Annotated in this window: 22 protein-coding genes; 16 read left to right on the top strand and 6 right to left on the bottom strand. The window is 53.8% G+C overall.

Annotation, left to right across the window (positions count from 1 at the left end):
* Position 1 precedes the first annotated feature (1 nt).
* Entirely contained in the window at positions 2–1,252 is a 1,251-nt protein-coding gene (locus ON072_RS05810; protein ID WP_096142242.1) for a tetratricopeptide repeat protein, read from the top strand.
* Between the two features lie 49 nt (positions 1,253–1,301).
* On the opposite strand, the gene ON072_RS05805 is transcribed toward ON072_RS05810, so the two are convergent.
* Complete coding sequence (locus ON072_RS05805; protein ID WP_025011241.1) at positions 1,302–1,811, bottom strand: diguanylate cyclase domain-containing protein; 510 nt, start codon at positions 1,809–1,811, stop codon at positions 1,302–1,304.
* A 79-nt stretch (positions 1,812–1,890) separates the two neighbouring features.
* On the opposite strand from ON072_RS05805, the gene ON072_RS05800 reads away from it, so the two are divergent.
* The 6 genes from ON072_RS05800 to ON072_RS05775 all read left to right on the top strand — a co-directional run bounded on the left by ON072_RS05800 (position 1,891) and on the right by ON072_RS05775 (position 7,512).
* Entirely contained in the window at positions 1,891–3,726 is a 1,836-nt protein-coding gene (locus ON072_RS05800) for a DUF885 domain-containing protein (protein ID WP_107110616.1), read from the top strand.
* Between the two features lie 195 nt (positions 3,727–3,921).
* Positions 3,922–4,200, top strand: a complete 279-nt coding sequence (locus ON072_RS05795; protein WP_025011243.1) for a peptidylprolyl isomerase — start codon at positions 3,922–3,924, stop codon at positions 4,198–4,200.
* A 19-nt stretch (positions 4,201–4,219) separates the two neighbouring features.
* Entirely contained in the window at positions 4,220–4,753 is a 534-nt protein-coding gene (locus ON072_RS05790) for a GNAT family N-acetyltransferase (protein WP_208183772.1), read from the top strand.
* A gap of 87 nt (positions 4,754–4,840) precedes the next feature.
* Complete coding sequence (locus tag ON072_RS05785) at positions 4,841–5,062, top strand: RNA-binding S4 domain-containing protein (protein WP_037475159.1); 222 nt, start codon at positions 4,841–4,843, stop codon at positions 5,060–5,062.
* Positions 5,063–5,078: 16 nt separating this feature from the next.
* Positions 5,079–5,465 (top strand): ribonuclease E inhibitor RraB, encoded by a 387-nt coding sequence (locus ON072_RS05780; RefSeq protein WP_109247356.1) that lies wholly within the window; start codon positions 5,079–5,081, stop codon positions 5,463–5,465.
* An 85-nt stretch (positions 5,466–5,550) separates the two neighbouring features.
* Positions 5,551–7,512: an NERD domain-containing protein kinase family protein gene (locus tag ON072_RS05775; protein ID WP_208145173.1), complete on the top strand. Its 1,962-nt coding sequence runs from the start codon at positions 5,551–5,553 to the stop codon at positions 7,510–7,512.
* On the opposite strand, the gene gcvA is transcribed toward ON072_RS05775, so the two are convergent.
* Positions 7,482–8,387 (bottom strand): transcriptional regulator GcvA, encoded by a 906-nt coding sequence (gcvA, locus tag ON072_RS05770; RefSeq protein ID WP_274625988.1) that lies wholly within the window; start codon positions 8,385–8,387, stop codon positions 7,482–7,484. The genes ON072_RS05775 and gcvA overlap by 31 nt on opposite strands.
* 122 nt (positions 8,388–8,509) lie before the next feature.
* Between gcvA and ON072_RS05765 the strand changes: the two genes are divergently transcribed.
* The 5 genes from ON072_RS05765 to ON072_RS05745 all read left to right on the top strand — a co-directional run bounded on the left by ON072_RS05765 (position 8,510) and on the right by ON072_RS05745 (position 16,133).
* Positions 8,510–9,283: a TSUP family transporter gene (locus tag ON072_RS05765; RefSeq protein WP_044734738.1), complete on the top strand. Its 774-nt coding sequence runs from the start codon at positions 8,510–8,512 to the stop codon at positions 9,281–9,283.
* Between the two features lie 124 nt (positions 9,284–9,407).
* Positions 9,408–10,550 (top strand): exonuclease SbcCD subunit D, encoded by a 1,143-nt coding sequence (locus tag ON072_RS05760; RefSeq protein ID WP_261752953.1) that lies wholly within the window; start codon positions 9,408–9,410, stop codon positions 10,548–10,550.
* Positions 10,547–13,705 (top strand): AAA family ATPase, encoded by a 3,159-nt coding sequence (locus ON072_RS05755; RefSeq protein ID WP_261752954.1) that lies wholly within the window; start codon positions 10,547–10,549, stop codon positions 13,703–13,705. The genes ON072_RS05760 and ON072_RS05755 overlap by 4 nt, the downstream gene beginning before the upstream one ends.
* A gap of 170 nt (positions 13,706–13,875) precedes the next feature.
* The gene (locus ON072_RS05750; RefSeq protein WP_391564781.1) at positions 13,876–15,159 is read left to right on the top strand and encodes a peptidoglycan DD-metalloendopeptidase family protein; all 1,284 of its coding nucleotides are present in this window, start codon (positions 13,876–13,878) and stop codon (positions 15,157–15,159) included.
* A 122-nt stretch (positions 15,160–15,281) separates the two neighbouring features.
* Positions 15,282–16,133, top strand: coding sequence for a TPR end-of-group domain-containing protein (locus ON072_RS05745; protein WP_025887162.1), 852 nt, complete (start codon positions 15,282–15,284; stop codon positions 16,131–16,133).
* 43 nt (positions 16,134–16,176) lie between these two features.
* Here ON072_RS05745 and ON072_RS05740 read toward each other — a convergent pair whose 3' ends face one another.
* The 4 genes from ON072_RS05740 to ON072_RS05725 all read right to left on the bottom strand — a co-directional run bounded on the left by ON072_RS05740 (position 16,177) and on the right by ON072_RS05725 (position 19,243).
* Positions 16,177–16,581: a hypothetical protein gene (locus ON072_RS05740; RefSeq protein WP_028780776.1), complete on the bottom strand. Its 405-nt coding sequence runs from the start codon at positions 16,579–16,581 to the stop codon at positions 16,177–16,179.
* 307 nt (positions 16,582–16,888) lie between these two features.
* The gene (locus ON072_RS05735) at positions 16,889–17,398 is read right to left on the bottom strand and encodes a M48 metallopeptidase family protein (RefSeq protein ID WP_261752955.1); all 510 of its coding nucleotides are present in this window, start codon (positions 17,396–17,398) and stop codon (positions 16,889–16,891) included.
* Positions 17,399–17,402: 4 nt separating this feature from the next.
* A complete protein-coding gene (locus ON072_RS05730) occupies positions 17,403–17,840 on the bottom strand; it encodes a DUF3010 family protein (RefSeq protein WP_025887164.1) in 438 nt (145 codons plus the stop codon).
* Between the two features lie 47 nt (positions 17,841–17,887).
* Positions 17,888–19,243, bottom strand: coding sequence for a DEAD/DEAH box helicase (locus tag ON072_RS05725; protein WP_096142662.1), 1,356 nt, complete (start codon positions 19,241–19,243; stop codon positions 17,888–17,890).
* A gap of 219 nt (positions 19,244–19,462) precedes the next feature.
* Between ON072_RS05725 and rssA the strand changes: the two genes are divergently transcribed.
* The 4 genes from rssA to nrdG all read left to right on the top strand — a co-directional run bounded on the left by rssA (position 19,463) and on the right by nrdG (position 24,150).
* Entirely contained in the window at positions 19,463–20,410 is a 948-nt protein-coding gene (rssA, locus tag ON072_RS05720; RefSeq protein WP_044734731.1) for a patatin-like phospholipase RssA, read from the top strand.
* 145 nt (positions 20,411–20,555) lie between these two features.
* The gene (locus tag ON072_RS05715) at positions 20,556–21,299 is read left to right on the top strand and encodes a hypothetical protein (RefSeq protein WP_208163975.1); all 744 of its coding nucleotides are present in this window, start codon (positions 20,556–20,558) and stop codon (positions 21,297–21,299) included.
* A gap of 210 nt (positions 21,300–21,509) precedes the next feature.
* A complete protein-coding gene (gene nrdD / locus ON072_RS05710; protein ID WP_025887167.1) occupies positions 21,510–23,627 on the top strand; it encodes an anaerobic ribonucleoside-triphosphate reductase in 2,118 nt (705 codons plus the stop codon).
* Positions 23,628–23,676: 49 nt separating this feature from the next.
* Positions 23,677–24,150 carry an anaerobic ribonucleoside-triphosphate reductase-activating protein gene (gene nrdG, locus ON072_RS05705; RefSeq protein WP_025011145.1) on the top strand — a complete coding sequence of 158 codons (474 nt, stop codon included), beginning with the start codon at positions 23,677–23,679 and terminating at the stop codon, positions 24,148–24,150.
* The last annotated feature ends 16 nt before the right edge of the window (positions 24,151–24,166 follow it).

The raw sequence follows: 24,166 nt of genomic DNA, 5'->3' as shown, positions 1-24,166 counted from the left end.
GATGCAAAAAGTGAATAAGCTTGCTGCAGCCATGCTGTTGACTTTGACAGGCAGTGCAGTGCTGCTGGCGCCAATCGCCCAGGCCGCTGAGAAGTGTCCTATCGACCAGCGTCAGGCCAAGGCTGTGGGTCAAACTGCTGCCAAAAAGGTGCAGAGATCCTTTGAAGCCTATCAGGACGGTAATCTGGACGAAGCAATCGCCGTATTGCTGGAAGCCAATGCCCGTAACGACTTCGACAAGGCCTATATCGCCCGTATGTTGGGTAACTTCTACGCTGAAAAAGGTCAGATGGGCACCTCCATCAAGTACCTGAAGCAGGCGGTAGAAGCCGATATCCTCGGCGGAACCGACCACAGTGCAACGCTGAAGTTGTATGCGGATCTGCTGCTGCAGGAGAAGAAGTTTAAAGAAGCTATCACCTACTATAACAAGTGGATGGACTTCTCCTGTAAGCAAGATCCTGTGGTCTACCGTCGTATCGGTATTGCCTATACAGAATTGAAAGACTATCCAAACGTGCTGAAAACAGCGGACAAAGGTTTGTCATTGGCGGAAAAGCCTGACAAGAACCTTTATCAGCTTAAGTTCCAGGCTTACTTCAACCTCAAGCAGTACAAGAAAGCGGTTGGTGTTCTGGAAACTATGGTACCCCTGTTTCAGGACGATAAGCGTCTTTGGGTTCAGTTGGCTCAGCTCTATCTGTTGACCGAGGACTTCGACAAGGCAACAGTGACTTACGATCTGGCTTATCAGAACGGTTTCCTGGAAACCGCTGATAACATCACTCGTTTGTCGCAACTGTTGGCGTCCAAAGGTTCGGCTTATCGCGGCGCTGTGATTTTCGAGAAGCATATGAAACAAGGGCTTATCGAAAAGAATGAGAAAAACCTGTCTATGTTGGCCGGTTTCTTCCACAACGCCAAGGAGTTGAAGAAGGCCGCGGCCTATTATGGTCAAGCAGCTGCTGCCGGTAACGATGGCAAGCTGTACCTGAAACAAGGCCGTCTGCTGGCCCTGGATCAGCAGTTCAAGGAAGCGATTCCGGTATTCAAGCAAGCACTGGATGCCGGACTGCAAAACCCAGGCGAAGCTCAGTTTGAGCTGGCACTGGCCTACTTGAACCTGAAAGACTATAAGTCGGCTTACCGCCGTGCCGAATTGGCCTCCAAGGATTCCAAGACTGCACGTAGCGCCACCAGCTATCTGTCATACATAAAAGAGAAAGCGCGGATCCACAACGTTTCGCTCTAATGTGATGTCAGTGAAAAGCCCCGCAAGGGGCTTTTTTATTGTCTGAGTGTCAATGAACTTCCTTGACCCTTGAAAGGGCACTGTCCTGCTCTTCCAACTGATGGCTCAAGGTTTCGACGTCAATAAACAGGGTTTCGGGTTTCAATTCTTTGTTGGGTAAGCAAATACAGGCCGCCAGGCGATAATCCAGCCGAAGATGATGAAACTTGCTGTACTCTTCGCTGAAGGCCTTGAGCTTTTCATTAATCCGCTCAATCACTTTCTCTGTCCCCATTTTATCGACGTTGAACAGACCAAGGGCGAACAGGTGGTGGTTCATGCGCCCCAGTAGATCTGTATTGCGCAGCAAGGCTTCCTGCACCTGTTTGGCAAAGAATTCCAGCAGGTGAGGTTGGTTAACTGTTTCATGTATGTGAGGGCAAAGATACAATAGCGCCAGACTCTGGTGATCTCGCAGATGGCGATACCATTCACGGTGAAAGACTTCCATAAAATAGGTCCGGTTATAGACCCCGGTTTCCGGATCCCTGAAACCCGAGTTACTGAAGGAATAAATCATGGGTTGGCTCCGAGCTAGTGACTGCTACAAGTATAGTTAACCAATCCATCTACTGAGTTGTGACAGGAGAATAACGACAATGAAAAAAGGGTTTTTGCTGTGCTCTATTATTTTGGCGTTGAGCGCTTGCTCTAAAGAGGAGAGCACTTTGGTGACTCAGCCACAGGCGGAGCAACAGCCCGCTGCGGCAATGGCACAAACGGCAGAGCAGGCTTATCTCGCCATGGTGGATCAGTTCTTCAAGGACTACCTCAAGCTTGAGCCCATCTATGCTACCTTTGTTGGGGTCAATGATTATAACGATACTTTCGGTGGCGACCTCTCCGAGGCTTACCTCAAACAGCGCCATGAACTCAATAGCCGCTACGCCGCCCAGGCCAAGACCATAGATAGACAAGCCTTGCCCGAACAGTTGCAACTCAGTTACGACATGTTTGTCTATGACAGGGACATGGCGTTGGTGGATGAAACCTTCCCCAGCCGTTTTATGCCAATAAGCCAGTTCTACAGCACAGTGATTACCATGGTGCAGCTTGGCAGCGGTGAGAGTGCCCAGCCTTTCAATACCCCGCAGGATTACGCCAACTGGCAGCAGAGGGTGAAAGGTTTTGTCAAATGGACTGAGCTGGCGAAACAGCGTATGGATGAGGGCATTGCCAGCAAGGTTGTGCTGCCACGGGTATTGGTCGAGCGGCTTATCCCTCAGTTGCAAGCACAGTTGGTGGATAAGCCTCAAGACAGTATCTTCTACGCCCCGGTGACCAAGATGCCCGAGAGCTTCAATGCCGCCGAGCGTGCCTTGATTGAGCAGGAATATCAACAGATGATCAGCCAAGAGTTGCTGCCGGCTATCGCCTCACTCAAGCAATATTTTGAGCAAACCTATCTGCCGGCCTCGCGGGCCACTGACGGTTGGTGGGCGCTGCCTAACGGTAAAGTCTGGTATCAACATCTGGCCAATGCCCATACCACAACCACTATGGCGGTGGACGATATTCATCAAATCGGCCTCAAGGAAGTGGCGCGGATCCTCGATGAGATGGACAAGGTGCGCCAGCAAGTGGGTTTTGAAGGTGATCTCAAGGCCTTCTTTGCTTCACTGTCATCCGAGCCAGAGTACTTCTTCAGTGACAAGCAGGGCTTAATTGACGGCTATATGGTGCTCAAGGACAAGATCAATGCCGTACTGCCCGGCTACTTCAATGTGATGCCCAAGGCCGACTATGTAGTTAAGCCGGTTGAAAGCTTCCGTGAAAAATCGGCCGCCGGAGCCTCTTATGAAGCACCGGCCGTCGATGGCAGTCGTCCAGGGGTGTTTTACATCAACACCTATAACCTGAAAGCTCAGCCCAAGTGGGGCATGACCACTTTGTCATTGCATGAAGCGGCGCCGGGTCACCACTTCCAAATAGCCATCAAGCAAGAGCTGCAGGGCGTGCCTGAGTTCCAGCGTTTCAGCGGTTACACTGCCTTTGAAGAGGGCTGGGCCCTCTATGCCGAATATCTTGGAATAGAGATGGGGCTGTTTGAAGACCCATACCAGTATTTCGGCAAGCTCTCGGATGAAATGCTGCGGGCGATGCGTCTGGTGGTGGATACCGGCCTGCATGCCAAGGGCTGGAGCCGCGAACAGGCGATTCAGTATATGAAAGACAACTCTCCGCTGGCAGAAAGCGACATTATCGCCGAGGTGGAGCGCTATATGGCAATTCCTGGTCAGGCACTGTCTTATAAAGTCGGTCAGCTGAAGATCCTGGAGCTTAGAGCCCGGGCCGAGAAAGCCCTGGGGAACGACTTCGATCTCAAGGCCTTCCACGATCAAATTCTCACCACGGGTTCCTTACCCATGGCGGTGATGGAAGCCAAGATAGATCTCTGGATAGAAAAACAGCTGAAGCAGAAAGCATCAGCCTGAGACCAGACTTAAGTCGAGTCTTTGATAAGCAAACTCAAAACGCCGTCATCAGACGGCGTTTTTCATTTTCAATTCAAGGCTTGCCATTATTGTTGTGTCAGTTAACTTCTGACACAGAATGATATTATACTGGCTGGCCTTGTTCGGTGAACCACCGAAAAAGGCCACTTGGCCAAGATTACTGAGGAGCAAATTATGGTGCAGGCAACAGCAAGACATCTACTGGTAAAGACCGAAGAGGAATGTGCCAGCTTGAAGCAACAGATTATCGATGGCGCCGATTTTGCCGAGTTGGCCCGTAAACATTCCGCCTGCCCTTCAGGAGCCCAAGGCGGTGAGCTGGGCTCTTTCGGCCCGGGTATGATGGTGCGCGAGTTTGATGAAGTGGTGTTCAGCGCGCCGCTTAATGAAGTACAGGGGCCGGTCAAAACCGCTTTTGGTTTTCACCTGCTTGAAGTTACCAGTCGCGATTAAGCTGTAAGAGTTTAAGCAAGTGATAGAAATCTATACCGATAGACTCAGGCTCAGGACTCTGACGGCGCAAGATTGGCCGGCGTTTCTGGCGCTGCATTGCGATCCTGAGGTGGGCCGCTTTGTACGTGAGCCGGAGCCGCAGGAGCAGATTAAAGCCAAGTTTGAGCAGCGAAGCCAGCCTTGGTGTTACGAGTCCGGGGATTGGCTGACGCTGGTGATTGAAGAACTGGGCAGCGACTGCTTTGTTGGCTTGACCGGCTTTTACTGTGTCGATCCTGAGCTGGCGCAGGCCGAGGTAGGTTACCTGTTGCATCCGGATATGCAGGGGAAGGGCTATGCCACAGAGTCGCTGCGCGGGGTAATAGATTGGGGCTGTTTGAGCTTCAATATTCACAAGTTCATCGGTCACTGCGCCAATGACAATCTGGCTTCGGCCAAGGTCATGGAGAAATGTGGCTTCGAGCTTGAGGGAATATTGCGGCACAACTTCCGTATCGGCGATCTTTGGGTGGATGACAGAGCCTATGGCCTGCTCAGCGATGAGCGTCGTTGACTTCTCTCCCCCAAGCGGATGCTTGCTGCTATAATCCGCCCCAAATAGAGTCAATTCCAGCAAGGCAAGGTCACAGTGACACAGAAAATGAGCGAATTCACCCTCAATAGCGGCGATGAGTATATTGAGCTTTATAAGGTGCTGAAGGCAGAAGGCATGACCAGTGCCGGCGCCGAGGCCAAGCATGTGATTGCCGAAGGGCTGGTGCTGGTCAATAACGAGGTTGAAACCCGCAAGCGCAAGAAACTGCTGCCGGGCGATCTGGTCAGCTTCAACGGCGAAACGGTTAAAATAGTTGCGGCGCAATAGGCGCAAGGGGAACAGAATGCAATTTCCAGATGATGACAACGGCAAGATGCTGCAGGCAATGCAGGAGTCGGGTATCGACTTGAGCAAGCCTTTGGATGTGGACTTTTTCCTGGTGTTTGATGATCAGCGCGACGCTGAATCGGCATTGGAAGATCTGAGTCAATCCGAGCTGGCCGGCGAAGTTGAGCTGCAGTTCAACGAAGAGATTGAAAAGTGGGAGCTGATTGTCTGCATCAATATGGTGCCCGAGTATCAGGCTTTGGTGGCGCGCGAAACCGAGCTGAACAGCTTTGCCGCCGAGTTTGACGGTATGACAGATGGTTGGGGCGTGATGCAGCATCAGGACGGCGATGACGAGTTTGCCGATGATGACCATGAGTGTGATGAGCACTGCCACCACTGAAGATAAGTGAATTTTTCCTGAGCCACCCAAATTTGGGTGGCTTTTTATTCTGCACTCACGGATTGCCAATCTCAGGGAGAGTGATATGGCCAAACACATCAGTTTTGGAACCCCGGTCAACGACGCCGAGCGCTGGGCCTTTGAACTGCTGGGTGATGAGTTACCCAAAGATTATCTGCTGCTGACCAATATTGAGATCCCGACTCAGTCCGGGCAAGCGATGGAGGTGGATGCTCTGGTGGTCGGCGAGTGGGGCGTGTATGTCATCGATGTCAAAGGCTATATCGGCCGACTCAATGCCGGTCTGCACGCTTGGTCGCTGGATGGTCGCGAGGTGGACAACAGCCTGTCCAAGGCCAATTATGTTGCCAGAGTTTTGGCCGGTAAGCTGAAGAACAAGATCCCGGTCGGTGTCTATGCTCCCTGGTGCCAAGGCATGGTATTTGTAACAGGTCACAAGGGCGAAGCCATAGAGCTGGAGAAGCAGGACGGTGCCCTGAGCATCTATACCCCAAGGCAGATCATCGCTGCGCTCACCAAAGAGTGGGGCCTGACGGCTCCCCATAAGCACCAGATCAATCAGCGTCAGAAAGAGGCGGTGTTGGACACTCTGGGGCAGGTGGCTCTGGTGGAACAGCGCAACAATAAAATACAGGATTTTATCAAGCTCAAATGCCTGTTCCTGCAAAGTGGCCTCGAAGTCTGGCAGGCCGAGTACAATCCCGGCGGCTGGACCGCGCCCTGGCTGCTGAAAATTCTGATCCCTACCCATTTCGAGCAGCTTTCTGAAGCAAGACAGCATGAAGAGCGGCTGCGGGGGGAGTTTCAACGGTTACAGAAACTGTCCGGTTGCAGCGGCGTGCCTTACTCTGCGCCCCTTATTCAGGATGGCGAGCAGTTGGTGTTGCCTATTCGCATGCCAAGAGGTGTGCCTATTCATCTGCTGGAAATCGAGCGGCTCAGCATCTATCAACTGCTGGAGATACTGCGCCGCGGGGCCACCAGTCTGTCGCAAATTCATCGGCGTAATATCTGTGTCGGTGGCTGGGATGAGCACTGCCTGTTTATCGGTGATGATGGCGAAGTCGAGTTTATCGATATCCGTGATGACATCAGTATCGACGAGGATCTCAGGCGCTATGCCGAGCGATTCTTGCCCCTGGCGCTGGCCACTCATCAGCCACGTATCTATCTCTGGTTCCAGCGAGTCGCGGCAGGGCGGGGCGCGGATCTTGATGAGCTTAGAGCCGACCTCAGCGCGCTTATCGAAACTGGAGTCTGTGACAGCCTGGATAGCGATACAGAGATAGCCGAGGGCAGCGTTATCGACCATCACTTCCGCCTCGAAGAAGTTATCTATCAGGCAGCTCACAGTGAACTCTGGCGCGCCACTCACCTTCAGGGACAGTTCGATGTCGGGCTGTCTGTCTACCGTTTTTTGCAGCAGGACTGGCCAGGTCTTAATCATCAATACCGCAGCCTGAGCCGCATTTATCACCCCAATGTGGAGCGGGTATTGGCCTTTGGCGAACTTGGCGGCAGCGACAGGGTCTTCATTGCCAGGGCCTGGGAGCGAGGAGTTGCTTTGGATTGCGCCGAGATCCAATCGCCGCAACAGGTGATAGACTGGTTTCGGCAGTTGCTGACGGCACTGCAGTACCTCCACAGACTGGATATTTTCCATCGTGCCATCTGCCCGAAGAATATTGTTTGCAATGGCGATAGCGCCGTGCTTTTGAACTTTGGCCTGGGTCAGGACATAGCGGCCAGGCACTATGCTGCTCAATATGCCGACCCGGATCTCTGGGCCCTTGAAGGGGATGCCGAACGGGATCTCTATGGTTTGGTGGCCAGTTTTATTGATGTGTTGACCCCTATAGAGCTCAAGGGCGATGCCGGCCCTTCGGGTATGCTCAGGGCTCTTGATGCCTTCGATCCCCGTTGGTTGGGAGAGTCTTTGTTTGCCATGTGCCACAAAGTGCTGCGCTTTGAGGTCAGTCTGGCGGACAATGCCGACTACTTGCCACTGTTTGGCTTCAAGCGGTAGGGCGCAAACTCAGACAGCAGCCAATCGATAAACAGCGCCGATTTACGTGGCAGGCTGCTGGACTTGGGGGTTAACAGATAATAGCTGTAGGGGCTGACAAAGGGCGCTTCAAAGGGGATCACCAGAGTGCCGGCCTTGAGTTGATCTTCGATAAAGAAACGCGGGATCAGTGCCGCCCCCATGCCGCTGGCGGCGGCCTGACTCAGCATATAGAAATGCTCGACGCCAAACTTCTGCTCTGTGGTCAATGTTATCCCCAGTTGCCTGGCCCAATAAGGCCAAAGCTCAGGACGGGTGGTGTGCTTCAGCAGCGTCACCTTGTTGATGTCCTCGGGCCGTTTCAATTTAGGGGCCAGCAGCGGCGAGCATACCAGGCACAGCTCTTCATCCATCAGTTTGATCACATTCATCCCCTGAGGCTCGCTGGTGGCGGAGCGAATGGCAATGTCGTAGCGACCATTGGCAAAGTCGACAGCGAAGTCGCCCATAGTGAGATCCACATACAGCTGTGGAAAGTGTGACTTGAACTCCTCCATTCTCGGGATCAACCAGTTGATGGTCAGGCTGGGTAACACATTGATGGCCAGGGTCTGCGCCTTGAGACTTTGACGTTTCAGCTCGGCGGTGGCATTGGCCAGGGTCTGCAGTGCTGCCTGCACCTGCGGCAGGTATTGTCGCCCCTCATCTGTGAGCGCCAGTTGCCTGTGTTGACGCACAAACAGGCTGAATCCCAGGAAGTTCTCAAGTAGGCGCACCTGTTTGCTGATGGCACCGTGGGTCACATACAACTCCTGCGCCGCCAGAGTGATGCTTTGCAGCCTTGCCGCTGCCTCGAATGAACGCAGGGCATTGAGAGGAGGTAATTCCTGAAGCATGTTTTCTCCGCTGTTTTTTATGTGAGAAAATCTCACGCATAGGCGAGAATAACTCCTTTGCCTTTTGGGGGCAAACTGCGTCTAATAGCAATCCTTCAACTCTGTATTCGACAACATAAAAAATGGCATTTGAACTCACTCTGCAATTGGCTACGGTTCTGTTTTTTGTCGCCCTGGTAGCGGGCTTTATTGACTCTATCGCCGGTGGCGGTGGTCTGTTGACTATTCCGGCGCTTATGTGGGCCGGACTGCCTCCGGCGGCGGCACTCGGTACCAACAAGCTACAGGCCTGTGGTGGCAGTTTCTTCGCCAGTCTTTACTTTGTGCGTAAGGGAATGGTGAAGCTGGGGGAGATGAAACTGGCAATTGGCTGCGCCTTTGTCGGCGCCTCAGTCGGTACGGTTCTGGTTCAGCTGATAGATGCCAGTGTGCTGGAGTTGGTGCTGCCGTTTCTTATTTTGGCTATTGGTTGTTACTTCCTGTTTTCCAAGAAAATCACCGAAGATGACCGCGCCAGGGTTCTGACCCCGGGGGTATTTGCCTTTACCGCCGCACTCGGGGTGGGTCTGTATGATGGCTTTTTCGGTCCGGGCACCGGCAGCTTCTTTGCCCTGGCGTTTGTGTCTTTGGCGGGTTTCGGCCTGGCCAAGGCGACGGCTCATGCCAAGGTACTGAATTTTTCCACCAATATTGCTTCGCTCATCTTTTTTGCCCTCGGCGGCAAGGTGGTGTGGCTGCTGGGATTGGTGATGCTGGCAGGGCAGGCAGCCGGGGCGACTCTGGGCTCACGTCTGGTGATCACCAAGGGCAGCAAGATCATCAAGCCGCTGGTGGTGGTCATGTCGCTGGTCATGAGCCTCAAGCTGCTGGCCGATCAATATCAGTGGAGTTTTTAAACCTAAATAAGGCATACGGCTGAGTGGTAAGCACTCGGCCGGAGAACCTCGGCGGGCGCATATACTATTGCATTGATTTTGCATACCATAAGGCTCACGTATCCGCCTGTAATCTTAGCGCCCAATGAAATTTATCCATACCTCGGACTGGCATATCGGTCGGCAACTGCACAACGAGTCGCTGCTGGATGAGCAAGCTCATATGCTTGAGCAGATAGTGGCGCTTGCCGCTGAGCATCAGGTTGATGCCCTGGTGGTTGCCGGTGACATATACGACCGCTCGATCCCGCCTGCCAGCGCGGTTGCCCTGCTGGATAAGTTCCTCAATACCCTGCTCAATGAGCATCAAATTCCTGTGCTTATGATAGCCGGCAATCACGACGGCCAGGAGCGGCTTGGATTTGCGGCGCAGCAGATGGCCGCCAGTGGCCTTTATATTAGCGGCCCGCTGCAAGCGCAAGTTAAGCCGCTTATCCTCAAAGGCCGTGACGGCGATGCCTGTTTCTATCCCATTCCCTATGCCGAGCCGGCGCAGGTAAGGCATGTGCTGGAGGTGGATGCCAGCAGTCACCAGCAGGCGATGGCCTGCTTGCTGGATCAGGTTCAGGCGCACGACAGCCAAGGCTTGCCCCAGGTAGTGGTGGCCCACTGTTTCCTCGATGGCGGCAGTGAGTCTGAATCCGAGAGGCCCTTGAGTATCGGCGGCGCCGATAAAATCGACCCTGCACTCTTTTGCGGCTTTGACTACGCGGCGCTCGGGCATCTGCATGGCCCGCAATACAAGGGCGCCGAGCACGTGCGCTATTCGGGCTCGCCGCTGAAATATTCCTTCAGTGAACACAAACAGAAAAAATCCGTGACTCTGGTGGAGCTGAACGCAGGACATACCCCAAAAATCACCCTGCTAGCGCTAAAACCCAGGCGGGATGTGAGGGTGATTGAAGGCCTGCTCGATGAACTGCTGCAACAGGGCGAAAAAGATCCGGGGCGAGAGGACTACCTGATGGTGCGTCTGCTCGATACCCAGGCGCTGCTGGATCCCATGGCCAAGCTGCGCGGCGTCTATCCCAATGTGCTGCATCTGGAGCGCACGGGCCTGATGTCCCGGCAGCAGGGGCAGGAGATTGGCCGCGACAGAATCAAAAAAGGCGAGCTCGACATGTTCAGCGATTTTTTCAGTCAGGTACAGGGTGAGGCCATGACAGAGGCGCAGCAGCAGACCATGAGCCGTTTGATTGAAGAGTTGCACAGGGAGCAGGAACAATGAGACCGCTGATTTTGGAAATGCGCGCCTTCGGCCCCTTCGCCGATTGTCAGCGCATCGACTTTACCGAGCTGGGCGACAAGCCGCTGTTTCTGATCAATGGCCCCACAGGGGCGGGCAAGACCACGATTCTGGATGCCATCTGTTTTGCCCTGTACGGCAAAACCACAGGGAACGAGCGGGAAGGCAGCCAGATGCGCTGCGATAATGCCGATGACGGCCTGCTCACCGAAGTGTATTTCAGTTTTGAATTGGGGCAAAAACGCTACAGCATTCGCCGCTGTCCCGAGCAGCAAAGAGCTAAAAGCCGCGGCGATGGTTTTACCCTGCAAAAGAGCGAGGCGGAACTCAAGCGGCTGTTGCCCGATGGCACCGAAGAGTTGCTGGTGGCCAGCAAGGTCACGGATGCCAACGCTTGCATCGAAGAGTTGACTGGCCTGGATGTGGATCAGTTTCGCCAGGTGATGGTGCTGCCCCAGGGTAAGTTCCGCGAGCTTTTGCTGGCGGACTCTAAAGAGCGGGAAAAGATCTTCAGCCAGCTGTTTCAAACCCATATCTACCGCCGCATTGAAGAGCGCCTCAAACAGCAGGCGCTGGAAATCAAGGCAAAGGCCAGAGACTTGCAATCACGCCGCGCCGGGATTTTGGAAACTGCCGGTGTCGAGAGTCTCGAGCAGTTGACCGCGGAAATTGCCGCTCTGACCCCCTCTTTGACCGAAGCGACAAGTAACAAACAAAAAGCCAGCGATGCCTTGACCCAGAGTGCCAAGACGCTCGATAACGCCAAGGCGTTAACCGCCGAGTTTGAGCGCCGCAAGCTGCTGCAAACCCAGCTTGATGCGCTTGAGCAGCGGCGCGCTGAAATCGAGCTGCACCAGCAGACATTGGAGAAAGCCCGCAAGGCTGAAAAGTTGCTGCCAAGCCTCAAAGAGTTGCAGTTTCGCCAGCAGGAGTGGCAGCAGGCTAAAGCCAAGGAAGCTGACTATGCCAGGCAGTTGCAGAGCGCTGAGCAGCGTCTGAAACAGGCCACAGATGATAAGGCTACACTCGCCGAGTTGGATGAGCACGGCAATAGGCTGCGACGGGAGCTTGAACAACTCGACAAGCTGCAGCCGGCTATTAACGAGCTTAAGCAACTGACCGAGGAGCATGAGCTTGGCCTAGTGGAGTTTGGGCGCCTTGAGCGGGCAGAGCAGCAGAGTCGCACTGAGCTGGAACAATGGCAGCAGCAACAACAAAAGCTTAAATCAGAGGCGAACGAACTATTCTCAAGCGCCGAGCGCCAAGGGCCGTTGCATCAGGCACTGGCGGCGTTGAACACTCGCCTGGAGAAGACGGAGCAGCTCGGGCACATTAAGCAAAAATGGCAGCAAGCCCAAGCTGGCCTGCAGCAGGCCGAGGCCCATGGTCATCAATGCAAGGCCGAAAGACAGAGCGCCGAAACGGAACATCAAAGGTTGCAACTGGCCTGGCATACAGGGCAGGCGGCTATTCTGGCGGCTAAGCTGCAGCCTGGGCAACCTTGCCCTGTATGCGGCGGCTTGGAACATCCGGCACCGGCCGAAATGGCGCAGGATATTCCGGGTGAAACCGAGCTCAACCGAGCGAGAGACGCCGAGCAGCAAGCCACGGCAAGGCATGAGGCGGCCCGCAGCGATTATCGCAATATCAAGCGGCAAACCGAGGAGTTGCAGCTCGAACTGCAGCGCTTGAGCGCTGAGCTACAGGCCTGTGCTGCAGCAGATGTTATGGCTGATGTTAAGACTGATGCTACGATTGATGCGGCAATGGATGCCGACTCTTATGCCAAAGCCGATCTCACTATGGAAATAGACAGGCTTGTGTCCCGGCGCAGGCAGCTGCTCAATGAATTGCAACAGGCCGAAGCTGCTCAAACCCGCCTCAATAACTGCAGGCAACAATTGCAGCAGGCCGAGCAGCAAGTGGAGCAGCGACTCAAACACAGAGAGACTCAATTACAACAGTTGCAGCAGCTAAGAGAGCAGTTGAGTCTAGCGGGTGCCCGTAAAGACACGGCGCTTGCTGCTCTGCCCAATGAATATCATTCTTTGGCAGCCGAGGCGGCGCTTGAACTGATGGCGCGGCAACTTGAGCAAAAGCAGAGTGAGTGGCAACAGCTCAAACAACAACAACAAGATATCAATCAACAGTATACCGAGGCCGTCAGCCAGCATAAGGCACTGATGCAGGCATTGGCATCGAGCCGTGAAGACAACGCCCGGGCCGAGCAGTTTGCCATCAAAGCACAACAAACGCTTGATGATGCCCTGAAACAATCTGGATTTGCCGGCCGTCAGGCGTTGGAACAGGCGCAGCTGGATGAAGCGCAGATGCAGGCATTGGCTGAGAAGATAGAGGCCTGGCGCACTCAGCGCTCGGAGCAGCAGACGCTGCTCAAAGCCATGGATGAGCGGCTCGCCGGACAAAGCCTGCCTGAGCTTGGGCAGCTTGAAAGCCTCTGGCAGCAACAGCAGCAGCAACTCGCCGAGGCGGAGGATGCCTGGCAGACGCTCAACAACCGAATGCAAAGCCTTAAAGGCACAGAAGCCCAGCTCAATAAAGAAGCGTTAGCCGCTCAGGCGCTGGAGCAAGAGTACGCCCTTATCGGCACTCTGAGTGATGTGGCCAATGGCAACAGTCATAGCAAGGTGAGTCTGCAGCGCTTTGTGCTCAGCGTCTTGCTCGATGATGTGCTGCTCGAGGCCAGTCGCCGTTTGGCGCTGATGAGCAAAGGCCGCTACCGCTTGCTGCGCAAAGAGGACAGGGCCAAGGGCAATAAGGCCTCCGGTCTGGAGCTTGAGGTGGAAGATGCTTACAGCTCCAAAGTGCGTCCGGTGGCCACACTCAGCGGTGGTGAGAGCTTTATGGCGGCCTTGTCGCTGGCGCTGGGGCTCTCTGATGTGGTGCAGGCCTACGCCGGCGGTATCAAGCTCGATACCCTGTTTATCGATGAAGGCTTTGGCAGTCTGGATCAGGACTCGCTGGAGCTGGCGGTTCGCACCCTGATGGATCTGCAATCCAGTGGCCGCATGATAGGGGTTATCTCCCACGTATCCGAGATGAAAGAGCAGATAAGCTGCCGTATTGATATCAACAAGCATGCACTGGGCAGCAGTATTCGCCTGGTTACAGTTTGATGCAAATGGGGCAATTTTGTCGGTCAATTCCGAAATTCACCCAGTAATCATGGGGTTTTGGCGAATAATACTTGTCTCAGGGACTTTTTTTGATATAAGTTTGCAGCTGGCCCCTTGAAAACAGGGGATCCAGCTATTGGTTTTTCAGTTTGAACTCGGTGAGGCAACAGTTGCAGACAGATAGAATATCCTGGTTGAGTATGATCCCTATGCGTTTGCAGGCCTTACCCGCTTTTCACAAGAAGCTGCTGCTCAGCTCAGGTTTGTTGGTGGGTGCGGCACTGCTTTGGCCCGGAACTCACGAAGTCACCCCACAACGTATTCCCTTGCATCTGGATATTGAAGCTCTGCTGCCTCAAGTCGGCACTGAGCCTTCGGTTGTTGAAGTCGCCGGCCCGGATTTTGAACGTGTTATCCAAAGTGGTGACACCCTCAGCGTATTGTTCCAAAAGGCAGGTGTCGGCCAGCAAACCATGTACAAGGTGTTGGAAGCCGATTTGGATATCTTGGCACTCGATACCCTGCAACCGGGTAACAGGATCCGTTTCTGGCTCGATGAGCAGGGCAATCTTACCCAGCTGGAACTCTACTTCAACGCCGCACATCAGGTGCTGTTCAAGCGCTTCGACGATGGCGGCTATGGGGTGGAAGAGATCAACATCGAAGGTTTCTGGCAAAACCGGATTGTCAGCGGTGAAATCCAGGGGTCTTTCTATCGTTCGGCGCAGCGGGTCGGCCTGAGCGCCGCCGAAATTCAAAAAATTGAGAGCCTGCTGAAGGAAAAGCTCAATTTTGCCCGGGATCTGCGTGCCGGTGACCATTTTTCAGTGCTGATGAATGATCAGTACATAGAAGGGGAGTCGACCGGTGTCAGTCAGGTGCTGGGATTACGCATTCAAAACGGCCGCAATGAAATCACCGCGTTTCAGAGCACGGATGGCAACTTCTATGATGAGAAAGGTCAGAGCCTGGCGCGGGCATTTCAGCGGATCCCGCTGGAGAAACGTTACCGTATCAGCTCATCATTCAACCCCAATCGCCGTCACCCGGTCACAGGGCGGGTTTCACCCCATAACGGTACCGACTTTGCAGTGCCGATAGGCACCAGGGTAGTGGCGCCGGGCGACGGTGTGGTGACACTGGTAACCAATCACAGATTCGCCGGTAAATATATAGTGATAGAGCACGGCAACAAATACCGTACCCGGTATCTGCACTTGTCCAAACCTTTGGTGCACAAGGGGCAGAGAGTCAGCCGTGGCCAGGTTATTGCGCTTTCTGGTAATACCGGGCGCTCGACCGGGCCGCATCTGCATTATGAATTTCATGTTAATGGTCGGCCAGTCAACCCAATGAAGGCGGATATCCCCATGGCCAGCCAACTCTCCAAAGAGCAGATGCGTGAGTTCAGCCAATTGGTCAGTACCCGCAAGATGATGATGGATCTCGGTTAAATCCGCTTATTGGTTTTGCAGTAGCCAGCGCTCAACGGTGCTGGCTTTTTTATAAGCAAATTTTACCCATCCAGGCCCATTTGTTAGGGTGTGGAGAAAGCCTGAGTGCAACAGGAGGAAAAATGAAGTTATGGCATGCACTGGTATTAATGTTAATGAGCCTGGCGTTGCCGGTTACGGCGGCCGAAGAGCCCCCAAAACCCTATTCTGAGCAGAGTATTTACGACAAGCCCTTGATGGAGCGCTATGTGCTCGATGAGCTCAAGTCGATACGGCAAGACATGCAGTCGCTGGAAAAACGGGTCACGGTCGATATTACCGACCGAGAGTTGGCGGTGGCCGACAAGTCGATGAACTATGCCAATGTGACTGTGACCTACTTCTTCTATCTTATCGCTGCCGCGGTGTCACTGATTGCTCTGGTAGGTTGGCAGTCACTCAAGGATATTCGCGACAAAACCCAGGAGATGGCCAACGAGAAGCTGGAGGCGATTGCTGCCCAGTATGAGAAAAAGTTTCAGGAAATGGAACGTGAGCTGAAACGCAAGAGCCGGATCATTACTGAAAACAACAAGGAAATTGAGCGGATCAACGAGATACACAACCTGTGGATCCGTGCTCAACATTCGCAGACGCCGGAGCAGCGAATCGAGATCTACAACGATATCCTCAAAATACGTCCGGGCGATCTCGAGGCCTTAACCTACAAGGCCGATGCCGCCATGGAAATGGGCGAGTATCATTGGGCCTTGAGCATCTGTAACCGGGTGTTGGAAGTGGATCCCAAGAACGCCAATGCACTTTATCAGCGGGCCTGCGCCTTTACCCGTATGGGCTCGGAAGAGCAGGCGATTTCCGATCTGGAATTGGCTGTGGGTTTCAGTGCCTCACTCAGTGAGGCGGCCAAGGAGGAGAAAGACTTTGATTCCCTGCATGGCTACAAACGTTTTGACGATCTGATCAGCGACGACTGACAGTGAACCCAGCAGGCCGGGACGGTTCTTGAAGCGGAAAGGGTTAGCCTGCCTGCTGTAGCCGCTGCTGATACTTAAGGGCGCAGCGGCACAGTTTGCCCTTGAGTGCCGGGCAGCCGCCACAGGGGGATTTCTTAAAGGGTCGCAGCGCAAAGCTCATGCTGCCGGTCTGAGGTTTTAGACTGTGAAGCTGCCCAAGAGAAGGTTGATTGGCGGCAATCCAACTGCCGGCACGGTTTTTCAGTTCCGCCTTGAGCAGTTTTTTTTGTGGCTTCTTGAGTTTCTTTTGCCGGGAGAGTTCTGTGGGCAGTTGCTGCTCTAATGCGCTAACCAAGTCTTTGCCAAGGCGTTTGCGGCTGGACTTGCCAAGTGCTGGCAGCGTCTTTTTCAGCGCTTTATTGGCCTGTTTATGGCATATCTTGGAAACATGCTTGCTTATCTTGGGCATAAACCACTCCACATCTTGCCGGTATCTTCATCTGTGCCAAGGCCGGTCAAAAGAAGCTGTCAGAAGGGTACTGACGATAACTTTTGGAAAGGCTGTTTGAAAAGCAGATACCAAAAACTAAAGCTGATTTTAAATGAAAACTATTATCAGTCAATATGCGGTTGATTTTATAACGCTTGGGTCTTTTGAGGGCAGGTCTTGGCGGGAACCGCTTCGAATAACGGCTGGATAGTAACTGGATATATTACAGGAAGCCCAGGAGCCGCACTTTTATAACCAAGTGGCTTTTTGAATGCAGCTCTAACACTTACATTGGGTAGGGGTCTTGGTTGGCGTCCAGCAAGCTGAGGTAGATCCTGAGCTCAAACTCCAACTGATGGTAGTCAGGCTCTATATAGGTGCACAGTTTGTAGAAGGCCTTGTTGTGCTCTTTCTCCCTCAAGTGCGCCAACTCATGCACCACCAACATACGCAAAAAAGCTTCGGGTGCCCGTTTCAGGCGGGAGGAGATACGGATTTCGTTCTTGGTCTTGAGTTTGTGCCCTTGCTTACGGGCGGCGTAGGTATGCAGCCCCAGCGCCTGATGGCTGAGGCTGATCTTGTCGTCGAAACACACTTTGGCAAGCGGGTTTGATTGACGCAGATAAGTTTGCTTCAGCGCCTGGGTATAGTCCCAAAGCGCTTTATCACTGCGGATCTGGTGTAGCTCGGGATGGCGTTTTCGCAGGTATTCTCCCAGCTTGCCCGCTTGCCTGAGCTGCTGAACCTGCTGCTTTATCTCGTCGCTGTAGTGGGCCAGATAATCAAAACCGCTCAAGGGCTCAGACCTTCTTGTAGATCCGCATCTGCTGGAAGGCGTACGCGGCGTCAAAGGCGTTTTGCTGGAACTTTTTCAGCTCCAGGCCGCTGAAGTCCACTTGCGGTGGATTGCGTTTCAGCTGCTCTTTAATGCTTTGAGGTGTCAGCATTGTTACCGGCAACTTACCCAGTTGAATGGCTGCCTCGAACTTGAAACTGGCGGAGCTGCCGGCCAGCTTACCCTTGTATTCGCGCTCGATAATCACTATGTGTTCGACCTGATAGTCTTCCATCAACTTATTGAAGGCGAATTGGAACTCCCTAATCGCTTCCTGGCTGGCAGGATTGCTCAAGGTAAATGAGTGACGGCGGCAATCGGGGACGTTGAATACGTCACCCTGGGCGCTCAGCAAACAGATGACGGCTTCGCCGCCTTTTAATTCAACAGCACAAACTTTCATGGTATTCCTTGTGGTTCATCATGCCGCACCGGCGGCTAATGTTAATCTTATGACTCGGAGCCGCTTTCATCGCCGTTATCTACTGGAGCGGGTTTACGCCTCATAGGGGCATCGCCCACATCCACCCCGGTAATAAAGCGTTTGTCTCTGCCGGACTTGGCCTTGCCCGGTTTAGCCGCTGTCTTGCTGCGGCCCTTGGGCTTGCTGGCCTTGGCGTTCTTGGGTTTGCTGCTCTGGCGCTTGGGATCGGCAAGGCCACTGAATTTGGGTTCTAGCCCCTCAAGGGTACTGAGCTCGAAGCGGCGACCGAGAAAGTTCTGCAGCTTCTTGAAGTTGAACCAGTCCTTGGGACCCACCAGAGACAGGGCGTCGCCCTTGGCACCGGCGCGGCCGGTACGGCCGATACGGTGGACATATTCTTCGGCGAATTTGGGCATGTCGAAGTTGACCACCAAGGACACATTCACCAGATCCAGACCGCGGGAGGCGACGTCGGTTGTCACCAGAATTTGCTGCTGGCCACGGCTGAACTGATCCATTATCTGGTTGCGGGCGCTTTGGCGCAGTTCACCACTGAGCGCCACGGCGCTGTAGCCTTCTTGCTTGAGCTTCTCGGCTAATCTGTCGGTATCCTGGCGGGTGGCGGTGAAGATGATCACCTGGCGCTGTTGCTCGCGCTTTAGCAGCTCAGTCAGCAGCGCCTCTTTATGATCCAGATGGTCACAGAGGAAAATACGCTGGTGTATGTCCTGATGCTCGGCATTGGCGGCGCCAATGGCTACGTGCAGTGGATCATTGAGCAAGGTGGCGGCGATGTCATTGACCTCTTCATGTTCCAGAGTGGCCGAGAACATCAGGGTTTGACGCCGTCTATGGTTGGCAGCGTCGTTGATTGCCTTGAGTTGCGGGGCAAAGCCGAGATCCAGCATGCGGTCGGCTTCGTCAAGAATAAGCAGTTCCAGCCCTTCCAGATACAGATGGCGTTGTGACAGGTGGTCGGCAATCCGTCCCGGGGTGGCGACGATAAAGTGTGGATCCCGCGCCAGCGCCTTGGCCTGATCGTTGAAGTTTTCCCCGCCAAGCACACTGATGGCTCTATATTGGGTATTGGCAACCAACAGACGCAGCTGGGCGTAGACCTGGTTGGCCAGCTCACGTGTCGGCAGGAGTATCAGTACCCTGGGATCGCGCTTGCTGAGTGCCTTGGTGGAGATCACCCTTTGCATTGCCGGCAGCAAAAAGGCCAAGGTCTTTCCCGAGCCCGTCTTGGATGAGGCCATCAGGTCTTTCCCGGCCAGCGCTACGGGAATCGCTTCACGCTGAATTTCGGTAGGCTCGTCGATACCCATATGCTTAAGGGTTTGCAGCAGACGCTGATCCAGCGAAAAATCGGAAAAATGCAAAGGTAAGCTCCTCAATAAAAACGACCGCATATTATAACGGCTTTTGTGGCGCTGGGCATGTATTTAGTCAAAGGAGTGTCGAAACAGCGGCGACTTTTGCTTAAAAAGGTCGCAAGCTCATGCCTGAAAGCCTGCCGGATAAAATCTGGAGCCGCTCCGGCTTCGGGTGTATGCTGCTTTGGCTGAATGGCATAGCTTGGAGTTTTTTAAGGAGAGAGGATGGCGCAGAGTCATAACCCTTGTATCGGTATTGCCCTCGGAAGTGGCGCCGCCAAAGGATGGGCCCACATAGGAGTACTCAAAGGTCTGGCAGCCATGGGGGTGCATCCGGCCAAGGTGGCCGGTTCATCCATAGGTGCCCTGGTCGGTGCGGCCTATGCCAATGAGCGTCTCGAAGAACTGGAAGACTGGGTGCGCAGTTTTTCCAGTTGGGACGTGTTGGGATTGATGGATATCAGCTGGGGCCGGGGCGGGCTCATCAGTGGTGACAAGGTGTTCAATGCCATTCAGGACCGCATCGGCGATCTCTTGATTGAGGAGCTCAAATATCCCTTTACAGCGGTGTCGACCGACCTCTACTCAGGGCAGGAGATCTGGTTCCGTCAGGGCGACTTGCGCCAGGCTGTCAGGGCTTCCTGCTCCATGCCGGGGATCATGTCGCCGGTGCGTCAGGGTCATCGTTGGTTGGTGGATGGCGCAGTGGTGAATCCCATTCCCGTGTCTGTGGCCAGAGCCATGGGGGCCAGTTTGGTGATAGGTGTCGATCTGCATGGTCACAGGCGCGAACAGTTGCAGGTACTGCCGGTGGCACTCAACAGTGAAGAGCACTCATTACAGAACAAAGTGGTGGGGCATTCCTCCGAGAACGGTTTTATGGATCTGTTGGCCAAGGGCAAGGATTATATTTCCGGCCTGACCGACAAGTTCTCCCTCGGCAATAAGGCCGAACCCGGCATGTTGGCTGTGATGTCACAGTCGATGGATATTCTGGAGCAGCGCCACAAGCGCGCGCGCTTGATGGGGGATCCACCGGATATCTGTATCGTGCCCAAGGTGTCTGACATAGGCACCATGGAGTTTCACCGTGCCAGCGAAGCCATTGCCGCCGGTGAGAAGGCGGTGCAGCAGGCCTCGCATCTGATTGATGCGGCGTTGGGGCGTCTCTGAAACAGGCGCTTTTTGTTAGAGCTTGGTATGGGCACACTTCCTGCATAGTCAGCACATCATCAGCATCAAGGCGCTTCAAGGGCGATTTTTTGACAATCTTGTCTTAAAAACAACCGCTTGGGCGTCGATATGACGGAAAACTGACATGCAGCCTATCCATTCCTCTGTGGATCCCAGATTGTCCGGGGTCGATGCCTATGGCGTCAACAATCGTCTTACCAGCGGCAGCGGCCTCTCGGTTGTCGACACTGAAACGGTCAATGACAGCAAGAGCCAGGGTTCAGCCTCGGCAAACATAGGGCAGGACAGCATATCCCTCTCCAACGATGGTAAAAGAGCCGCGCGGGTGCAGGAGTTGGCCAAGGAATTTTTCGGCTCAGGCCAGTTCAGCAGTGCCGATTTACCCAAGCTGCTGGCGCGCCTCGGCGACGAAGGGCTGTTGTCTGAAAGCCAGATGGCCAGATTGCAGGGCAGCGGCCTGATGGGAGTTGATACCAAGGATAACGCCAGCCTCAAGGAGTTTATTCAAGGCCAGATTGGTTTGCTCAGACAACAGGCCAGTCAAAGCCCTTTGCTCAATGCACTCAAGGGGGCGGACAGCCTGATGGGCAATATGGGGATGATGTATACCCCATCGAGCTCTTTGGCGGCCAACAAGGTGGCAGCTCAGTTGGACGCCGTGCTCAAGGGAGAAAACCAAACTGCCGAGAGCGCAGAGAACAACAGCAACAAGCTAGCGGCCAAGGCCGATTCCGCACTGCAAGATCCTCAACTGTTATCCCGGCTCAGTGGTGTCAGCGCTCTGATGCGCACCGCAGCAGCCATAGGCAGCCAGCAGCAGGGCAGTGGGCAAATCAATAGTTATCTGGCCTTGGCAAAGAGGTACTGACTAGCGGCCGTTTGGGTCTCGGTCAAGGGAAAAATCTCCACAAGTTGTGCTCGTTGGCACTAATCCCATAGTGTTGTTCATCCTCTTCAATACCATGATCCAGATCATGGTATTGAAGAGCGATTTGTCGCTTAATTCTCTACATATTGTGCTTGGTTAATAAAACACCACTATATATGGTGTTAAATAAACAACATGGAGATTAGAGAAATGCCGGTAGTGATTAAGCGGGACGGGTGCCGTACTCAGTTCGATGAAACAAGGATAAGGGATGCGGTGCTGGCAGCCTCTAGCCACTGCGGTATAGAAGATGTGGACTATGCGGCCACAGTCGCAGCGCTGGTCACCCAGGCGGTAACCGACAAGGCTGAGGTCAATATCCAGGAGTTGCAGGACAGGGTCGAAAACCTGTTGATGGAAGGGCCGTACAAACAAGTGGCCCGTAGCTACATTGAATATCGTCACGACAGAGATATCTGCCGTGAATCCAGCAGCCGACTGAATCTGGAGATCCGCGGCCTGGTCGAGCAGAGCAACGCGACCTTGCTCAACGAAAATGCCAATAAAGACTCCAAGGTGATCCCCACCCAGAGGGATCTCCTAGCCGGTATTGTCGCCAAACATTATGCCAAACATCATATCCTGCCCAAGGATGTGGTTGCCGCCCATGAGGCCGGTGAGATCCACTATCACGATCTCGACTATTCGCCTTTCTTCCCTATGTTCAACTGTATGCTGATCGATCTCGGTGGCATGTTGACCCAAGGGTTCAAGATGGGTAATGCTGAGATTGAGACACCAAAATCCATCTCGACTGCGACCGCAGTTACCGCGCAGATCATCGCCCAGGTCGCCAGCCATATTTATGGCGGAACCACAATCAACCGCATAGATGAAGTGTTGGCCCCTTTTGTGGCCAAGAGCTACGACAAGCATTATCAAACTGCGCTCAAGTGGGGGATTACCGATGCCAAGGCGTTTGCCACAGAGCAGACCAAGAAAGAGTGTCACGACGCCTTCCAGTCGCTGGAATATGAGGTCAATACCCTGCATACCGCCAATGGTCAGACGCCTTTTGTTACCTTCGGTTTCGGTTTGGGTACCAGCTGGGAGTCGAGGCTGATCCAAGAGTCTATTTTGCGGATCCGCATGGAAGGCCTTGGCAAGAACCGCAAGACAGCGGTTTTCCCCAAGTTGGTGTTTGCCATTCGTGATGGTATCAACCATAAGGCCGGCGACTGCAACTACGACATCAAGCAGTTGGCGCTCGAGTGTGCCAGCATCCGCATGTATCCGGATATTCTCAACTATGAGCAGGTGGTCAAGGTTACTGGCTCATTCAAGACTCCTATGGGGTGTCGCAGTTTCCTTGGCACCTATGAGGAAAACGGCGAGCTGCTGCATGAAGGTCGCAACAACTTAGGCGTAGTCAGCCTGAACTTGCCGAGGGTGGCGCTGGAAGCCAAGGGTGATGAAGCCGAGTTTTATCGCATTTTGGATCTAAGGCTGGAGATGGCCCGCAAGGCGCTGGATACCCGCATCGAACGCCTTGCCAACGTCAAGGCCAGAGTGGCGCCCATTCTCTATATGGAAGGGGCTTGCGGAGTGCGTCTGCGCGGTGATGACAATATTGCCGAAATCTTCAAAAACGGCCGAGCTTCCATCTCTCTGGGCTATATAGGCCTGCATGAGACAATCAATGCGCTTTATGGTACAGACACCCATGTGTTTGACGATGAAACATTGAGGCAGAAAGCGGTTGCCATAGTGGCTCACCTCAAGGCGGCTACAGTGCGCTGGAAAGAGGAAACCGGTTATGGTTTCAGCCTCTACAGTACACCGAGCGAGAGCCTGTGCAGCCGTTTTGCCAAGCTGGATGCCAAGAGCTTTGGCCTGGTTGATGGTGTTACCGACAAGGGCTATTACACCAACAGCTTCCACCTGGATGTGGAGAAAAAGGTGAATCCTTACGACAAACTCGACTTCGAACAGCCGTATCCCGAGCTCGCCAATGGTGGTTTCATCTGCTATGGCGAATACCCGAATATGCAGCACAACCTGGAAGCGCTGGAGAATGTCTGGGACTACAGCTACAGCCGGGTGCCTTATTATGGAACCAACACACCAATAGATGAGTGTTACGACTGTGGCTTTACCGGTGAGTTTATCTGTACCAGCAAGGGCTTTACCTGTCCCAAGTGTGGCAACCATGAGCCCAGTCGGGTGTCTGTGACCCGCAGGGTTTGCGGTTATCTCGGCAGCCCGGATGCCAGACCCTTCAACCATGGCAAGCAGGAAGAAGTCAAGCGTCGGGTTAAGCACCTTTAACGACAAACTGTTTTATAGGCGCCTCTAGGGGCGCCTTGTGGATATCGCTATGAACTATCATCAGTATTACCCCGTGGATGTGGTCAATGGACCGGGCACCCGGGTAACTCTGTTTGTCTCCGGTTGTGAACATCAGTGCCGGGGTTGTTATAACCAGTCAACCTGGGATCCCCGCTCCGGGCATCCTTTCGACCAGGCGATGTCTGACAGGATCATTGCCGATCTCAATGACAGCCGGATCCCGAGAAGGGGCTTGTCACTTTCAGGTGGTGACCCACTGTTTCCGGGCAATCTTGACGCCATCAAGGCCTTGTTGCTGCGGGTGCGGGACGAATGCCCTGGAAAGGATGTCTGGCTCTGGACTGGTTATCGTCTCGATGAACTCAGTCCGGCGCAGCGGGAATTGCTCGGGCTTATTCATGTGTTGGTGGATGGCAAATTCGTGCAGGAGCAAGCGGATCCGTCGCTGAAGTTTCGTGGTTCGGCCAACCAGGTGATACATCTGCTCAACGACCCTCAGTAAGTACAAAAGTGAAAAC

It is taken from the genome of Shewanella sp. K8 (genome assembly GCF_028823715.1).
GTDB classification, from domain to species: Bacteria; Pseudomonadota; Gammaproteobacteria; order Enterobacterales; family Shewanellaceae; genus Shewanella; species Shewanella algae.
The sequence above is the reverse complement of the archived record's forward strand: the minus strand, read 5'-3'. Positions and strand labels throughout refer to the sequence as shown.

What these genes read in the sequence shown, in the direction of transcription:
- ON072_RS05810 (WP_096142242.1), top strand. Translation starts at nt 2, where the DNA reads ATGCAAAAAGTGAATAAGCTTGCTGCAGCCATGCTGTTGACTTTGACA.
- ON072_RS05805 (WP_025011241.1), bottom strand. Translation starts at nt 1,811, where the DNA reads ATGATTTATTCCTTCAGTAACTCGGGTTTCAGGGATCCGGAAACCGGG.
- ON072_RS05800 (WP_107110616.1), top strand. Translation starts at nt 1,891, where the DNA reads ATGAAAAAAGGGTTTTTGCTGTGCTCTATTATTTTGGCGTTGAGCGCT.
- ON072_RS05795 (WP_025011243.1), top strand. Translation starts at nt 3,922, where the DNA reads ATGGTGCAGGCAACAGCAAGACATCTACTGGTAAAGACCGAAGAGGAA.
- ON072_RS05785 (WP_037475159.1), top strand. Translation starts at nt 4,841, where the DNA reads ATGAGCGAATTCACCCTCAATAGCGGCGATGAGTATATTGAGCTTTAT.
- ON072_RS05780 (WP_109247356.1), top strand. Translation starts at nt 5,079, where the DNA reads ATGCAATTTCCAGATGATGACAACGGCAAGATGCTGCAGGCAATGCAG.
- ON072_RS05775 (WP_208145173.1), top strand. Translation starts at nt 5,551, where the DNA reads ATGGCCAAACACATCAGTTTTGGAACCCCGGTCAACGACGCCGAGCGC.
- gcvA (WP_274625988.1), bottom strand. Translation starts at nt 8,387, where the DNA reads ATGCTTCAGGAATTACCTCCTCTCAATGCCCTGCGTTCATTCGAGGCA.
- ON072_RS05765 (WP_044734738.1), top strand. Translation starts at nt 8,510, where the DNA reads ATGGCATTTGAACTCACTCTGCAATTGGCTACGGTTCTGTTTTTTGTC.
- ON072_RS05760 (WP_261752953.1), top strand. Translation starts at nt 9,408, where the DNA reads ATGAAATTTATCCATACCTCGGACTGGCATATCGGTCGGCAACTGCAC.
- ON072_RS05755 (WP_261752954.1), top strand. Translation starts at nt 10,547, where the DNA reads ATGAGACCGCTGATTTTGGAAATGCGCGCCTTCGGCCCCTTCGCCGAT.
- ON072_RS05745 (WP_025887162.1), top strand. Translation starts at nt 15,282, where the DNA reads ATGAAGTTATGGCATGCACTGGTATTAATGTTAATGAGCCTGGCGTTG.
- ON072_RS05740 (WP_028780776.1), bottom strand. Translation starts at nt 16,581, where the DNA reads ATGCCCAAGATAAGCAAGCATGTTTCCAAGATATGCCATAAACAGGCC.
- ON072_RS05730 (WP_025887164.1), bottom strand. Translation starts at nt 17,840, where the DNA reads ATGAAAGTTTGTGCTGTTGAATTAAAAGGCGGCGAAGCCGTCATCTGT.
- rssA (WP_044734731.1), top strand. Translation starts at nt 19,463, where the DNA reads ATGGCGCAGAGTCATAACCCTTGTATCGGTATTGCCCTCGGAAGTGGC.
- ON072_RS05715 (WP_208163975.1), top strand. Translation starts at nt 20,556, where the DNA reads ATGCAGCCTATCCATTCCTCTGTGGATCCCAGATTGTCCGGGGTCGAT.
- nrdD (WP_025887167.1), top strand. Translation starts at nt 21,510, where the DNA reads ATGCCGGTAGTGATTAAGCGGGACGGGTGCCGTACTCAGTTCGATGAA.
- nrdG (WP_025011145.1), top strand. Translation starts at nt 23,677, where the DNA reads ATGAACTATCATCAGTATTACCCCGTGGATGTGGTCAATGGACCGGGC.